Source organism: Congzhengia minquanensis (assembly GCF_014384785.1).
In the GTDB taxonomy this organism is placed as follows: Bacteria; Bacillota; Clostridia; order UBA1381; family UBA9506; genus Congzhengia; species Congzhengia minquanensis.
This window is the reverse complement of sequence record NZ_JACRSU010000002.1, coordinates 360,533-374,843: the sequence shown is the minus strand read 5'-3', so window position 1 is coordinate 374,843 and position 14,311 is coordinate 360,533. Positions and strand designations below refer to the sequence as shown.

Annotated in this window: 11 protein-coding genes; 5 read left to right on the top strand and 6 right to left on the bottom strand. The window is 43.0% G+C overall.

The window, feature by feature from the left end; translation table 11 throughout:
• Nucleotides 1–17 precede the first annotated feature (17 nt).
• A complete protein-coding gene (locus tag H8698_RS06845) occupies nt 18–773 on the bottom strand; it encodes a hypothetical protein (protein ID WP_249311846.1) in 756 nt (251 codons plus the stop codon).
• 277 nt (nt 774–1,050) lie between these two features.
• Between H8698_RS06845 and H8698_RS06840 the strand changes: the two genes are divergently transcribed.
• From H8698_RS06840 to H8698_RS06830, 3 genes are all read left to right on the top strand, one after another.
• Nucleotides 1,051–3,642 carry an S-layer homology domain-containing protein gene (locus H8698_RS06840; RefSeq protein ID WP_249311845.1) on the top strand — a complete coding sequence of 864 codons (2,592 nt, stop codon included), beginning with the start codon at nt 1,051–1,053 and terminating at the stop codon, nt 3,640–3,642.
• Between the two features lie 216 nt (nt 3,643–3,858).
• Nucleotides 3,859–4,467: a GTP pyrophosphokinase gene (locus H8698_RS06835; RefSeq protein ID WP_249311844.1), complete on the top strand. Its 609-nt coding sequence runs from the start codon at nt 3,859–3,861 to the stop codon at nt 4,465–4,467.
• A 3-nt stretch (nt 4,468–4,470) separates the two neighbouring features.
• Nucleotides 4,471–5,136 carry a response regulator transcription factor gene (locus H8698_RS06830; protein ID WP_249311843.1) on the top strand — a complete coding sequence of 222 codons (666 nt, stop codon included), beginning with the start codon at nt 4,471–4,473 and terminating at the stop codon, nt 5,134–5,136.
• 2 nt (nt 5,137–5,138) lie between these two features.
• Here the strand turns inward: H8698_RS06830 and H8698_RS06825 are convergent, their stop codons facing one another.
• A complete protein-coding gene (locus tag H8698_RS06825; protein WP_249311842.1) occupies nt 5,139–5,960 on the bottom strand; it encodes a DUF2238 domain-containing protein in 822 nt (273 codons plus the stop codon).
• Nucleotides 5,961–6,058: 98 nt separating this feature from the next.
• Nucleotides 6,059–6,895, bottom strand: a complete 837-nt coding sequence (locus tag H8698_RS06820; RefSeq protein WP_249311841.1) for an AraC family transcriptional regulator — start codon at nt 6,893–6,895, stop codon at nt 6,059–6,061.
• 130 nt (nt 6,896–7,025) lie between these two features.
• Between H8698_RS06820 and H8698_RS06815 the strand changes: the two genes are divergently transcribed.
• The gene (locus H8698_RS06815; protein ID WP_249311840.1) at nt 7,026–8,837 is read left to right on the top strand and encodes a beta-N-acetylhexosaminidase; all 1,812 of its coding nucleotides are present in this window, start codon (nt 7,026–7,028) and stop codon (nt 8,835–8,837) included.
• Between the two features lie 111 nt (nt 8,838–8,948).
• Nucleotides 8,949–10,331, top strand: coding sequence for an MATE family efflux transporter (locus tag H8698_RS06810; protein WP_249311839.1), 1,383 nt, complete (start codon nt 8,949–8,951; stop codon nt 10,329–10,331).
• 22 nt (nt 10,332–10,353) lie between these two features.
• Here the strand turns inward: H8698_RS06810 and H8698_RS06805 are convergent, their stop codons facing one another.
• The 3 genes from H8698_RS06805 to H8698_RS06795 form a co-directional block, all read right to left on the bottom strand.
• Nucleotides 10,354–12,624, bottom strand: a complete 2,271-nt coding sequence (locus H8698_RS06805) for an AMP-binding protein (protein WP_249311838.1) — start codon at nt 12,622–12,624, stop codon at nt 10,354–10,356.
• A gap of 31 nt (nt 12,625–12,655) precedes the next feature.
• Nucleotides 12,656–13,684 carry a 3-deoxy-7-phosphoheptulonate synthase gene (locus H8698_RS06800; protein WP_249311837.1) on the bottom strand — a complete coding sequence of 343 codons (1,029 nt, stop codon included), beginning with the start codon at nt 13,682–13,684 and terminating at the stop codon, nt 12,656–12,658.
• Between the two features lie 219 nt (nt 13,685–13,903).
• Nucleotides 13,904–14,203 (bottom strand): helix-turn-helix transcriptional regulator, encoded by a 300-nt coding sequence (locus H8698_RS06795; RefSeq protein ID WP_177677471.1) that lies wholly within the window; start codon nt 14,201–14,203, stop codon nt 13,904–13,906.
• Between the last annotated feature and the right edge of the window lie 108 nt (nt 14,204–14,311).

Sequence of the window (14,311 nt, the reverse complement as noted above, 5' to 3'; positions counted from 1 at the left end):
TTGTTTTCTCCTTTCTATTATAAGTTTTGTTTTGGAATCACAACGGTCTTTGTTGTGTCGCGCTCATTCACAAATTCGGGCAGGGGAATCATCTCTACGGTTTGAATCGTCAACTCGTCGCCGAAAACCTGAACGTTATCGATCATAGCGGTATAATACATGGGATGGCGCACCGCAATGTTGTAATCTGCGAAAGGGAGGGTGTCTGAGGGCGACTGAGAATCTTCTTTTGCAGGCGCGGGAACCGGAATATTTGGTGTCCTTCCATCTTCATCGGTCAAATAAAACGAAACAACTTTGTTTTCGCCGTCGCGGTTTTTATAAATGATGACGGCGGCCTCCGGCACCGGACGTGTTCCGCGGGCAGAAACTGCCTGCACTAAAATTTCACCCTGACTGTTTTCTGCTGCGAATTCATCGTTTGAAACATCAAAAACGAGTTCTCCATTGGGGCTGGCCGGCTCGGCGGGCACAGGTATCGGTTCGCGGTCTTCGGGGGAGGGGATAACGCGCTCCGTTTGTTCGGTCTCCATTAATTCGCTTTGTTCCATTCTGCTAGCGGGCCGCTCAGTTTGCGGCAGCATGGGTTCCCCTGTTTCAGTCATCGACTCAGTTTGTACCGGTATTCTTTCGCCAGCTGGAGCGGACTGCTCTTGGGTCATTTGGGAGGGCGCCGGCTCCGTATCTGGCTGTTTTGGAGCCTCCTGCGTCTGAGTATCAGGCTTCGGCATGTCGAAATTTTCGTAATATCGTGAGCTTCGAATTGTGGCCATAAAAAAGCTTCCTTTCCGTTTTGTTTTACTGTTTATCTATATGAAATGAAAATGCCAATCATGCATTTCCAATTTTTACATCGTATATTTCGGGAACTTTTGTTTCCGTTTGACGTTGTATATATTGTGAGCAGCGAGGAACGACAAAATAAAACAGACATAACGAATGGCAGACCAGGCTTTGCTTTCTGCCAAATAAAATATTTTATGCATACGCATCACTCAGACAGCAAAGGAACGGCAAAAAGATTTTTTAAAATTCTAAGGAGGAATCTTAATGTTTAAAGCAAAAAAATTGACTTCATTTATACTTTCAGCATGTATGGCATTTGGTTTTGGGGCAACAGCATTTGCAGCACTTCCCAGTGACGCAGTAGACTCAAAATATGCAGATGCAATTGAAGTTTTAGGCGCGCTTGATATCATGGTTGGTGACGCTGAAAGCGGCGCTTTCAGACCTGAAGATACAATCAAACGTTCTGAGTTCGCTAAAGTTGCAGTAACCTCTATGGGACTTGGCAGCATTGCAGAAAACTCGGAATATCCGACAAAATATCCCGATGTGGTAGAAAACCACTGGGCAAACGGTTATATCAATGTTGCGACAAACCAGGGTATTGTAATCGGTGACGACGAAGGCAACTTCCGTCCTGACGACACAATCACCTACGCAGAAGCTGCAACGGTTCTGGTTCGTTTAATCGGACACGGCCCTGCTGCAGAGAAAAAAGGCGGATTCCCGACAGGCTACATTTCGGTAGCATCTCAGCAGGGAATTACGAAAAACGCAGTTGCAAGCAACGACACAGCAGTTGTTAGAGGCATGGTTGCACAGATGACCAACAACTCTTTAACAGTTAAGAAAATGGAACAGACAAGCTTCGGCGGCGACGAATCTTACGAAATCGTTGACAAAACTCTTTTAGAAGACGAGCTGAAAACAAAAATCGTAAAAGGCCAGATTACAGCTGTTGGCACAAGCAGCTTAACCGGCTCAAGCTCACTCCGTGACAACGAAGTAAGAATTGGCGAAAACGTATATGAAGTTGAAAACAAAGCAATGGCCCAGGCGTCTCGCCTCTTAGGCTTCAATGTAGAAGCTTATGTTAGAGAAGACGACAACAAAGACGAAAAACTCGTTTTGGCCCGCGCTGAGAAAAACAAGAATTCGTCCATGAAAATCAATGTTGAAGACATTGAAAAAATTACAGAGGGCGAAAAATTAAGAATTGACTATTGGAAAGATAAAGAAAACGATACAAAAACACAGTATGTGAACGTATCGAACGATGCAAAATATATTTTCAACGGTAAAGCAATTGCATTTGACAAAGCAGAACTTCAGCCTGCTTCCGGCAGCCTGTTAGTTTTAGACCAGGACCGCGACGACGTTTATGATGTTGTGTTCATCGAGTCTTATGAAAACTATGTAGTTGAAGAAGTAATTGCATCCAGCAACAGAGTAACAGACAAATACGGCAAGCCTTCATTGGTGTTAGACCCTGAAGACAAGAACGTGAAGTTTGTTATCACAAGAGGCGGACAGGAAATCAATATCACAGATTTGAAAGAATGGGACGTTCTCTCCGTTGCAACCAGCAAAGATAAAACAATTATCATGGTTGAAGTTACAACCGAAAGCGTAACAGGCAGAGTTGAAGAAATTCACGGCGACAAATATGTTATCAATGGTGAAGACTTCAGAATTGCTGCAAACTATACAGAAGATGTGAACTTAAACGACGAAGGCACCTTCTACCTGGATAAAGACAGGAACATCGCAGCAGTTGACGCTACAAGCGGCCTTTCTTCCAACTACGCTTACCTGGTAGCAGCCGACCTTACAACTGGCTTTGATAAAAACCTCCAGATTAAAGTATTTGATAAAAACGGCGAAGAAAAAGTTATGACTTCCGGCGACAAAATTAAGTTCAACGGCCAGTCTAACAAAACGCCAAACGAAGTATTAACAGCATTAAACGGTGCAGACAGCGACGTTGACCCGCAGCTTGTAACCTATGAAACAAACAGCGAGGGCGTGTTAACACAGATTAACACTGCGAAAGACAGCACAAGCTCTGGTACAATTGATAAAACAACGTTCACACTGAATGCAAAAGATACGTTAAAATACCGCGCTTCCGCGAAAAAACTGGGAAGCTACAATGTAAACAACAACACAATCGTGTTTGATATCCCCGAAGGTGAAACCGACCCGGATAAATATTCTGTAGAAACCATCTCCCTGTTTGAAGATGAAACAGAATACGACGTATCCATCTACGATGTAGGCGAAGATTTAACAGCAAAAGTTATCATTGTTACAAATTCTAATGGCATAGCCAACTTAGAAGCTTCGGCAGCAGTTGTTGAAAAGATTGGTACAACCATCAACAGCGACAATGAAACAGTGGAAAGACTCTACGCGTTCATCGACGGTGAGAAGAAAACCTTCACAACAGCAGAAGACGATATACTGGTAAATGAAGACGGCGACGCACTTGCCGCTGGCGACATCATTCAGTTCAAAACGAACGCTGCCGGCGAAATCGAAAGCATCAGAGTATTATTTGAAGCAAAAGATAAAGCCACAGAAGGCACACAGACAATCAATGAAGACTTGGTAACGGTATACGGTAAAGTCGTTAAGAAGTTTGCAAACTCGATTAACGTGTCTGTAAACGACGGTGCGGTTTCTAACTACAACATCAACGGCGTTAAGGTTTATGAATTCAATTCAAACAAAACCACCAGCCCGATTAAAGTAGTAGAACCCGGTGACATCCCGCAGTACGATGAACTTGACGAAAGCCGCGTATTCATCAGAATTTACAAAGATGAAGTTAAGGAAATCGTAATCGTAAGATAAAGCAGCCGACCAACAAAAAAAATATATCCGGTATCACACAGCCGCAGGAAGAAGCGGGCACAGAGCAATCTGTGCCCGCTTCGACCGTTGCGGCTTATTTTTATTGCAAGACCCCTCCCCCTTGCATCATTCATAATAAATCAAAAAACTTTTAATCTTGATTTAATGAAACAAAAGTAAAATAAAAGCAAAGACACAGGAAAGGAAGGACAAAAATTGCAGGAAAGCTTTTTTGACGGTGAAACAATGCTTTTGTACGAGGGTGCAGTGATTGAGCTTACATCAAGATTTGAGATTATGCAGAGGCAGATTATTATACGGGAAAAACGAAACGCGATAAAGAATATTTACAGCCGTATTAAGTCCGATGAAAGCATTTGTGGAAAGCTTTTCAGAAAAAAATTGCCGAAAACTGCGGAGGCTGCTCAAATGTATTTAAATGACATAGCGGGACTGCGGGTGATTGTTGGGTTTATTGACGATGTTTATCAAATTGCTGAAGCTTTAAAAAAACAGGAAGATATAAACATTTTGTCTGAAAGGGATTATATTAAAAATCCAAAGCCAAACGGCTACAGAAGCTATCACCTGGTGGTAAACCTGCCGGTTAGGACAACAGAAAGCAGTAAAAGAGTGAACGCAGAAATTCAGCTTAGAACGATTGCAATGGACTTTTGGGCAAGCCTGGAGCATGAAATGAAATATAAAAAACATATACAAAATCAAGACCTGATCTGTTCGGAGCTAAAGCGCTGTGCCGACGAAATGGCGTCGGCAGATGTAGATATGCAGGCAATCCGCGACATGATTGCAAAAGGAGAATGAAACATGAAACTGTTATATGCCGAAGATGAAAAAGATCTAAGAAGATCCTTAAGCAGGATGCTGAGAAAACACGGATATGAAACCGACGATGTTCCCAATGGAAAGATAGCAGCACAAATGGGTCTTGCAAACGACTATGATTTAATGATATTTGACATTTTAATGGAAGAAATGAGTGGCATTGAGGCGCTTAAGATTCTACGAGAAAACGGGATTAAAACCCCGGTTTTGCTGCTCACTGCAAAGGATAGCATTTTAGATAAAATTGAAGGGTTGGATGCCGGTGCAAATGATTACGTCACAAAACCGTTTTCCATAGGAGAACTGCTGGCCAGAATTCGTGTTTTGACAAGGGAGAGGGCAGCAGAGAAAGGCCGGTTTGTTTGCGGCAATCTCGTTTTAGACATGGAAACCTCTGAGCTTTCAGTTGGCAGCACCTCCTTTAAACTCAGCAACAAGGAAATTGAAGTGATGAAGCTTTTGCTTGGGCAGAAAGACCAGATGGTTACTACATTAAAATTGAAACAAAAGGTATGGAATGTTGAAACAGACGAAAAAATCATTCCGCTCTACCTCTCATTTCTAAATAAAAAGCTGACCTTAGCAGGCGCTGATTTAAAAATTGCGGAAAAAAGCGGAATGATTTATTTTAAGCAAGTTTCAGATTAATCCTATTTTTTACCGTCTTCGTCAATGGTTGGGATAAACCGCTTGGCAAACTTGCCTTTGCCGCGGTTTTTCACATAGAAAAATCCGATGATGCTGAATATCACCGCACCAACAAAGTTAACCATTAAGTCTTTCATGGTATCAATGAGTCCTATGTCTAAATATCCGCCCAGTCCCAAATCCTGTCCGTTCACTGAAACGCTGTGGATTCCATTAATAACAACCGGCGTGTTGCTTTTTAATGGGTCTAATGTCACAGAGGAAATGGTGTTTACAATAAAGTCCTTTTGCATATCGGTATGGAGCACTGTGTCGCAGAAAAACTCAAAAAACTCCCACAAAACGCCAATGGTCATGGAAAAGCAAAAGGCAACAATGGCCAAATAAAACGGGGAGAGCTGAAACTTAAAATGCGCGTCGCGGTTAACCACATCTAAAAGGGAAAAGCCCACAGCGGCAAACAAAAATCCGTTCAGCGTGTGGAGCATAGAGTCCCAATAGGGGAATTTCATGTAGTAATTATGTATTTCCCCCAAAATTTCTGCCGAGAAAATGAACAAAAGAATGATAATTTCCAAAGTGGACGGAAGGTCAATCTTTAATTTTTTTTCAATCACCGCCGGTGCGATAAACAACAAAAGGGACAGCGCACAAACAAACACATTTTCATATTCTCCCCGGATAGCGGAGAGAACAAGAGAAGCGATCACCAATATTCTTAAAATTAAATATACAAAAAAAGTGCTTTTGTGCTCATGGAACTGACGGTTAACGGAAGCAAAAAAGCCCTCTCTTTTTTTTGCCGCCTGAACATTTTCTTTCAAAAAAACTACCTCCAAAACGGTATCCTGCCGTATAATTTTATTTTTTCTATTATATCAAGAAATTTAAAACAAGTCAATAGTCTGCCAGCCGGCTGGCGTCATGGCGCCTTATATTTTCCCGGCGGTACACCAATCATGCGTTTAAAGACGGTGTTAAAATAATTTTGGTCGGAAAAGCCCAGCATCAGAGCTGTTTCTTTTACACTTTTCCCCTCCTGAAGATATACAATTGCCTTTTTTATTTTCATTAAATTAAAATAGCTCATAACGCCTTTCCCGGCATATTTGCGAAAAATGCTTCTCATGTTTGCCTCTCCTATGCTGCAACGCGCCGCAAGTTCACAAATGGAAAGCTTTTTGTCTAAATTTTGCTCCATGACGTTTAAAATGGTTTGATAGGTTTGGGCGCTCTGTGTTCTGCTTGGCTGCGCAACGTTAGCCCCGTCTGTCATCAGGCGGTGCAACAAATATTCCAGTTTCGTCAAAAACATGCTTGCTTCCAGTTCTTTTCCTTCGATTACACTAGTAAGGAGTCCATTGTAAAAGGTAAAAGTGAAAAACGATTTTGCCCTTTGGCACAGCAATTGAAACTGCTCAACTATTTCAGAAGTTAATTTAAAAATCCGCTCGGACAAATCCGGCATGCGGCTTGCATAAAAGGAGACAATGAGTGCCTGCATGGAGGTACCTCCTGCCGGACGCAAATTGTGAAATTCCATAGGCGGGTGCACCACCGCCTGACCGTGCTGCAGCAAAAACACATTGTTTCCCGCAACAATCTCTGCCTGTCCGCCAATAATGCACACAACTTCCCAAAAGTCGTGCATTTCTCCCTCATAATAAAAATCACTTTTGTAAATTGAGTCATGAAAAGTCACAATTGCGTCTAATTGAATTTGTTTAGAAATAATACATTTTTTATACTGTTTTTCCATAACGGCTCCAAATATCAGAATTTAAAGAATTTATCCCATATTTTCTATATATATTTAAATTCGTCTGCATTATAATTCCATTATAGGCAATGCAATTTCATTTGTCAATTATGAAAGGAGAATTTCAGTTATGGAAAAACATGCGTTCGACTTATTAAAAGAAAAGGTATTTCAATTGGTTGACTTTCATTACGACGGGGAAATAGAGCAGATAGACTGCAACTGTGTGTTTGCATCGTTAAGAAACGGCAGAGCGCAGGCGGGAGGCCTGTCTGTTCCGCAGACGGCACGGGCGTTGTTTTTATTTGCACAAAGTGTTTCTCAGGGTAAAACAGAGTTTGAAATCAGGCAGAAGCCGGCGTTTTCTAATCTTGGCGTAATGCTGGACTGCTCCAGAAACGGCGTTATGCGTGTGGAAAAGGTGAAAGAGTTTATTGACTATATGGCCTGCCTCGGTATGAATATGCTGATGCTTTATACAGAGGACACCTATGAATTGAAAGAATATCCCCTATTCGGCTATATGCGCGGACGCTACAGCGCAGAGGAACTGAAAGAAATTGACGATTATGCCTTTGGTATGGGCGTTGAACTGATTCCCTGTATCCAGACGCTGGGACATATGGAGCAATATTTAAAATGGCAGGCTGCAGCAGAGGTGAAAGACACAAAATCGGTTTTGCTGATTGACGAACCGAAAACCTATGAACTGATTGAATGCATGATAAAAACCCTCCGCGGCATTTTCCGCACAAAGAAAATTCACATTGGCATGGACGAAGCATGGGACATTGGTTTGGGAAATTATTTGAAACTGCATGGGTATACCGAGCACACCGTTATTTTAAACCGGCATTTAAACAAAGTGTGTGACCTTTGTAACAAATATGAGTTTCATCCCATGATGTGGAGCGATATGTTTTTCCGTCTGACATCTAAAAACGGCGATTACTACGTCCCGGACAGTGAATTTTCGGAAGACATGATTAACAGTATTCCGGATGTGGACATGGTTTACTGGAACTACGGTGGTGTGGATAAAACGAACCATATGAACATGATAAAAAAACACAAAGAACTGAAAAAAAACACGTTCTTTGCCGGAGCAAGCCACACTTGGTTCGGGTTTCTTCCTTTGAGCCGTGAAACAATCAATTGGGCAGAAACAGCGCTTAAAACATGTATTTCAGCAGAAAATATTGACACGGTGTTTACCACACTGTGGGAAGACGGCGGCTGTGACACCAATCAGTTTTACGCATTGCCGCTTTTGACGGCCTATTCAGAATTCTGCTACCGCGGCATAGACTGCAGCCGAGAAGAGATTGCGTCTGCCGCCGAATTTTTGACAAAAATACCGTCATCCTTAGTTGCGGCAATGGAAAACGCAACGCCCACAATAGAGGGAAAACGGATGTGGGCACGCTCTGTTGTCCTGGGAAATATTTTTTACCGCCTGTCACTTTCGGAAGAAGATTGCAGACAGTATATGAAAATCGGGAAAGAAACTGCTGCCCTTTATGAAGCGGCAGAGATGAAACATGACAAAAATAAAAATTTTTACCGGTATTGCCGTCTGCTCTTTACCATTCTGCAAAAAAAGGCGGAACTGATGCTGAAGGTTGACGAAGCATATCGGAACGGAGACAAAGCATATTTGGCAAAAGCAGCAGATGTGCTGATTCCCGCGTTAAGCCAGCTGTATAAAGCCATGGAAGAGCTGCATAGTTCTGAATGGATGCAGACCTATAAGCCTTTCGGCTATGAGGTAATCTGCGCACGCTACGGCGGACAGATTATGCTGAATCAAAATGCTTCCAGAAGAATTAAGGCTTATCTTTCAGGTGAGATTGACAAAATAGAGGAATTAGAGCAAACAAAACAAAATACAGCCCCCCCTTTTAGCGGGGTAAACTACTTAACCGCGTCTGTGATAAATTAACGGCGCCGCCAACACGGAATATTACATTTAAATTACTGAGAAAAACCCCTTGACAGAAGAAACGGAACTCTTTATAATTAGCCTTGCAACTTAAAAAAATGAGGGTTATTTATGGTTCATGACATGACTGCGGGAAGTCCCGCAAAGCTGATTTTAAAGTTTTCTCTGCCGTTTTTCTTCGGCTCACTGTTTCAGCAGCTTTACTCCACGGTGGATATGTTGATTGTCGGGCGCCTTTTGGGTTCAGACGCATTGGCGGCCGTGGGTGCAACGGGAAACATGTGTGCATTTATCATTTGGGGCGCCTGCGGCGCCATGACGGGGTTTTCGGCGGTTACTGCACAACGGCTGGGTGCAAAAGACGGAAACGGCGTGAAGGTGTCGTTTTTTGTGTCGCTGGTGTTAATGGCAGCAATCAGTCTGGTGTTGACTCCTTTAAGCATGGTTTTTCACAAGGAAATTTTGCTTTGGATGAAAACACCCCAGGAAATTTTGGGTGACGCATCGTCATACGTGTTTGTCATTCTGGCGGGAACAGTGTTTACCATGTGTTATAACCTGCTGTCAGGCATGATTCGCGCCATGGGAAACAGCAAAATTCCGTTTTACTCCTTGGTGTTAAGCTCAGTTGTAAACATTGTTTTGGACGTGTTTTTCATTGCTGTGGTACATACTGGCGTTTGGGGTGCGGCGCTGGCAACGGTAATATCACAGGTTGCCGCATGTATTTTTTGCGCCGCGGCGATTTTGAAAAAGTTCCCAGACCTGATTTTTTCAAGACAACAATGCATTTTTGATAAGATAATTGCCGGCCGATGCCTGCGCATTGGAATTCCCATGTTTTTTCAGAACTCACTGATTTCCGGAGGCGGCATGATTGGGCAGAGTGCGATTAATTTGTTTGGCACGGCGGCCATTGCCGCTACTACCGCAGTTGGGCGCATTATCAATATTTTGTTCGGTCTGTTCAATTCTGTGGGGGCCGCAATGGTGACCTATGTGAACCAAAACGCCGGGGCAGGGAACATAGAACGCATTCACAGGGGCGTTAAGGTGTCTTGCTTCATCTCTGTTCTTTTGGGGGCTTTTGCCGCGCTGGTGATGCTGCTGTTCGGAAAAAATCTTGTTTTATTGTTTGTTAGCGGGGACAAAAATGTAAAAGAAATTGTGCAGTTTTCTGTGCGGTATATTTTATTTATGGTTCCTGCGTTTCTGTTTGTGTCGCCGGTGGAGGCGCTTCGGAACACCATGCACGGAATCGGCCTTTCCATTATTCCGGTAATTGCCTGCGCCATTGAGCTTGTTACGCGTACAACGCTGTCTTTGGTAACGCAGTATGTAAAAAGTTATACGCTGGTGTGTCTCATTGAACCCTCGGCCTGGACGGTTGCCGTGATACCCTTAGCCATTACATATGCGGTGTGGTATTGGAAAAATATACGAACGGTGCGTAAACGGGAATTAGACCAGCAGCAAATAAGCCCATCTGTTTAACAGATGGGCTTATGTTTTTTGCTTATTTTGTTTCCCTTAATTCCACACGCCTGATTTTTCCGCTGATGGTTTTCGGAAGTTCTTCTAAAAATTCCACCACCCGTGGATATTTATAGGGCGCTGTGTGGGTTTTTACATAATCCTGAATTTCCTTTTTCAGCGCATCGGATCCCTGTGTATTTTTGGTCAGCACAATAGATGCTTTTACAATCTGTCCCCTAATTTCGTCCGGCACAGCTGTAACGGCACATTCTAAAACATAGGGAAGCTCCATGATAACGCTTTCAATTTCAAACGGCCCAATCCGGTAGCCGGAGGATTTAATCACATCGTCAATCCTGCCCACAAACCAAAGGTATCCATCTTCGTCGCGCCAGGCTAGGTCGCCGGTGTGATAAAGTCCGTCGTGCCAAGCCTTTTTCGTGTTTTCCTCGTCGCCGTAATAGCCCATAAATAAACCGCAGGGTTCATTTTTGTCGGTTCTTACAACAACCTCGCCGGTTTCACCAACGCCAGCACTTGTGCCGTCGTCTAACACAACATCCACATCGTAAAGCGGGGAGGGTCTGCCCATTGAGCCTGGCTTTGCCACCATGCCGCGCAGTGTTCCAACTGTAAGGGTGGTTTCTGTCTGCCCAAATCCTTCCATCAGGCGCAGCCCTGTTGCCTTTTTCCACTGTTCATACACTTCCGGGTTTAACGCCTCGCCGGCGGTTGTGGTATATTCCAGAGAAGAAAGGTCATACTGCGACAAATCCTCTTTAATAAAGAAGCGGTACATGGTTGGGGGGGCACAGAAAGTGGTAATATTATATTTTTTGAACATGGGCAGAATGTCGTCTGCCTGAAACTTATCAAAGTCATACACAAAAATTGCTGCTTCACACAGCCATTGGCCGTAAAGCTTTCCCCAAAGGGCTTTTCCCCACCCAGTGTCGGAAATGGTAAAGTGAATTCCGTCAGGGTTTACGTTGTGCCAGTATTTTGCCGTGATAAAATGTCCCAGCGGATATTTGTGGTTGTGTGTTGCAATTTTCGGATATCCTGTGGTACCCGACGTAAAGAACATAAGTAACGGGTCTGAGCCGCAGGCAGAATCGGGTTTTCTTTCATATGTATCGGAAAATGCAGGCATTTCCTCGTTAAAGTTGTGCCAGCCGTCACGCTGGCCGCCAACTAAAATTTTTGTAATTTTTTGATAGTTTTTCTCCGCTAAATCCACCTGATGGGATACGTCGGTGTCAGCCGTGCAGACAATGGCGCTGACGCCTGCAGATTGAAAGCGATAGTCAAAATCGTGTTCCACCAGCAGGTGAGTGGCAGGAATGACAACTGCACCAATTTTGTGCAGCGCCAAAATAGAGAACCAGAATTGGTAGTGCCTTTTCAGCACCAACATAACCCTGTCGCCCTTTTTAATGCCCAGCGATTCAAAATAATTCGCGGTCATGGAAGAATACCGGCTGATGTCACGGAACGTAAACCGCTTTTCCTGCTTGTCGTGAGAAATGAACAGCATTGCCAGTTTATCGGGGCATTTCTCCGCCAGCACGTCGATACAATCAAACGCAAAATTAAACTCCTCTGCGTTGTGAAATGAAATGTCAACCAAACGGCCTTCTTTGTCTTCCACCGTGTTAATGAACTTGCTGTAAACGTCAGCATCCGTTTGAAAATTTTTATAGGGCATGTCGTCATACGCAGTGTTATCGCCCAATGCGTCTACATCTTTCATGACGATAGCATAAATCTCAACGTCGTTACCGTCCATAGCCACCATTCTGTGAGGCGTGGCACTGTTATAATAAATGGTGTCGCCGGCTTCTAAAATTTCCGTGTTGCTGCCAACAGTCATCTTAAGGCGGCCTTTCACCACAATGTCGAACTCCTGTCCCTTATGGGAAGAAGCTTCGCCCTCACCGGCATTTTCAAGGTAAGGAATAATAACGTGATAAGGCTCCGACGTTTTGTTTTTAAACATAGAGGCCAGATTTTTATATTCATAGCCCTCTTTCCGCGTAATGGGCAGGCCGCCGCCGCGCCTTGTAACCTCGTAGCTGGTCAGCGTGGGACTTGCGCCTTTGAGCAAATCAGTCGGATCCAGGTTGAGGCACTTTGCGCACTTATAAATGAATGTGAAATCAAAGTCCTTCTCTCCGTTTTCATAAGCTTTATACTCGTCTGCGGTAATATCTGTGTTTTGGGCCATAATTTCTTCTGAAAGACCCAAAATCTCTCTGGCGTTTCTAATTCGGAGAGCCACATCCTTTAAATGCTCATTGTTGTCAACCATTGCAATTCCTCCTTAAAAAATTTTTTTTAATTTAAAGCAGGTCGGCGATATCTAAAATCAGCCGTTCTGTTTTTTCCCATCCTAAACACGGGTCTGTGATGGATTTTCCATACACGCCGTCTTCAATTTTCTGGCTGCCGTCTTCAATATAGCTTTCAATCATAAAGCCTTTCACAAACTGCTTAATGTCGTTCGAGTGCCTGCAGCTGTGAAGCACCTCTTTGCAAATTCGAATCTGTTCTAAATATTGTTTGTTTGAGTTAGAGTGGTTGGCGTCAACCACTAAGGCCATGTTCTGCAGGTTTTTTGCGGCATAAAGGTCGTGCAGACGGATTAAATCCTCGTAGTGGTAGTTGGGATTTGCCTGGCCGTGTTTGTTCACAGAACCGCGCAAAATTGCATGGGCGTAGGGGTTGCCTTCTGTCTTAACCTCCCAGCCGCCATAAATAAAGGTGTGGCCATGCTGGGCCGCGATAATGGAGTTTAACATAACGGAATAGTCTCCACTGGTGGGATTTTTCATTCCCACAGGAACATTAATTCCGCTGCAGGTTAAACGGTGCTGCTGGTTTTCCACAGAACGTGCGCCTACTGCAACATATGACAGCAAATCGGAAAGGTACCTGTAATTCTCAGGATACAGCATCTCATCGGCACAGAAAAAGCCGGTTTCGGCAATTACGTCTGTATGCAGCTTCCTGATTGCTAAAATACCATGAAGCATGTCCGCTTTTTTTGTGGGATCTGGCTGGTGCAGCATGCCCTTATATCCTTCGCCTGTGGTGCGGGGCTTATTTGTGTAAACACGAGGTACGATTAAAATTTTATCAAAAACTTTATCCTGCAACTTTTTCAGCCGTGTGCAGTAGTCTAAAACTGCAGTTTCATTGTCTGCTGAGCAGGGGCCGATCAGCAGAATAAACTTGTCAGACTCGCCCGTAAAGACTTTTTTCACCTGGTCGTCAAACTGCTGCTTTTTTGCTGCATATTCCGGTAAAAGCGGATATCGTTCTTTGATTTCCTCCGGACCGGGCAACTCTCTGATATAATTCATCTGCATCGTCTCAAAACCTCTTTTCAAATAATTTTGCAGTTTATCGTCTGCAATAGGAATATTAGCATAATTTGCAGCGAATGTCAAATGTTTTAGGCTATTTAAAATCGCAAAAGCAAAAAACAATAAAAATCTAAAACACACTTTGTTTTTTATGTGAAAAATGGCAGTTTTGTTTTAAACGAAATTTGTAAATGGAAATAAATGTTTCTTATATTTTGCTTTTTATTCTTGATTGTCAAGCTGTTTGTTCTTGTCAAAATAATTTAACAAGCTACAAATAATTGCAATTTCTTCATCGCTTAAATTATCAAGCGACAACATGCGTTTATTGTCGACCTCCAGTAAATAATCTGTCGTTACGCGGAACAACTTAGCCATTAAAATTATGTGTTTCATTGCAGGTGCAGAAGTTTGATTTTCCCATGCCAAAACGCTGGTACGCGCAATATTTAGTTTTTTTGCCAAATCTACCTGACTTAAATGGTATTGTTCTCTTAACTTTTTAATTCTATCACATATCATATTATCAATCCTTTCAAATTTAGTCTACTGAAAAATGATGTCAATATACACATCATTCAATGATGTGTATATTGACATTTGATAAAAACTATGTTAAAATAACTTCAG

Bases quoted from the DNA above. Each gene is read 5' to 3' on its own strand.
- H8698_RS06845 (WP_249311846.1), bottom strand. From the start codon at position 773: ATGGCCACAATTCGAAGCTCACGATATTACGAAAATTTCGACATGCCG.
- H8698_RS06840 (WP_249311845.1), top strand. From the start codon at position 1,051: ATGTTTAAAGCAAAAAAATTGACTTCATTTATACTTTCAGCATGTATG.
- H8698_RS06830 (WP_249311843.1), top strand. From the start codon at position 4,471: ATGAAACTGTTATATGCCGAAGATGAAAAAGATCTAAGAAGATCCTTA.
- H8698_RS06820 (WP_249311841.1), bottom strand. From the start codon at position 6,895: ATGGAAAAACAGTATAAAAAATGTATTATTTCTAAACAAATTCAATTA.
- H8698_RS06815 (WP_249311840.1), top strand. From the start codon at position 7,026: ATGGAAAAACATGCGTTCGACTTATTAAAAGAAAAGGTATTTCAATTG.
- H8698_RS06810 (WP_249311839.1), top strand. From the start codon at position 8,949: ATGGTTCATGACATGACTGCGGGAAGTCCCGCAAAGCTGATTTTAAAG.
- H8698_RS06805 (WP_249311838.1), bottom strand. From the start codon at position 12,624: ATGGTTGACAACAATGAGCATTTAAAGGATGTGGCTCTCCGAATTAGA.
- H8698_RS06800 (WP_249311837.1), bottom strand. From the start codon at position 13,684: ATGCAGATGAATTATATCAGAGAGTTGCCCGGTCCGGAGGAAATCAAA.
- H8698_RS06795 (WP_177677471.1), bottom strand. From the start codon at position 14,203: ATGATATGTGATAGAATTAAAAAGTTAAGAGAACAATACCATTTAAGT.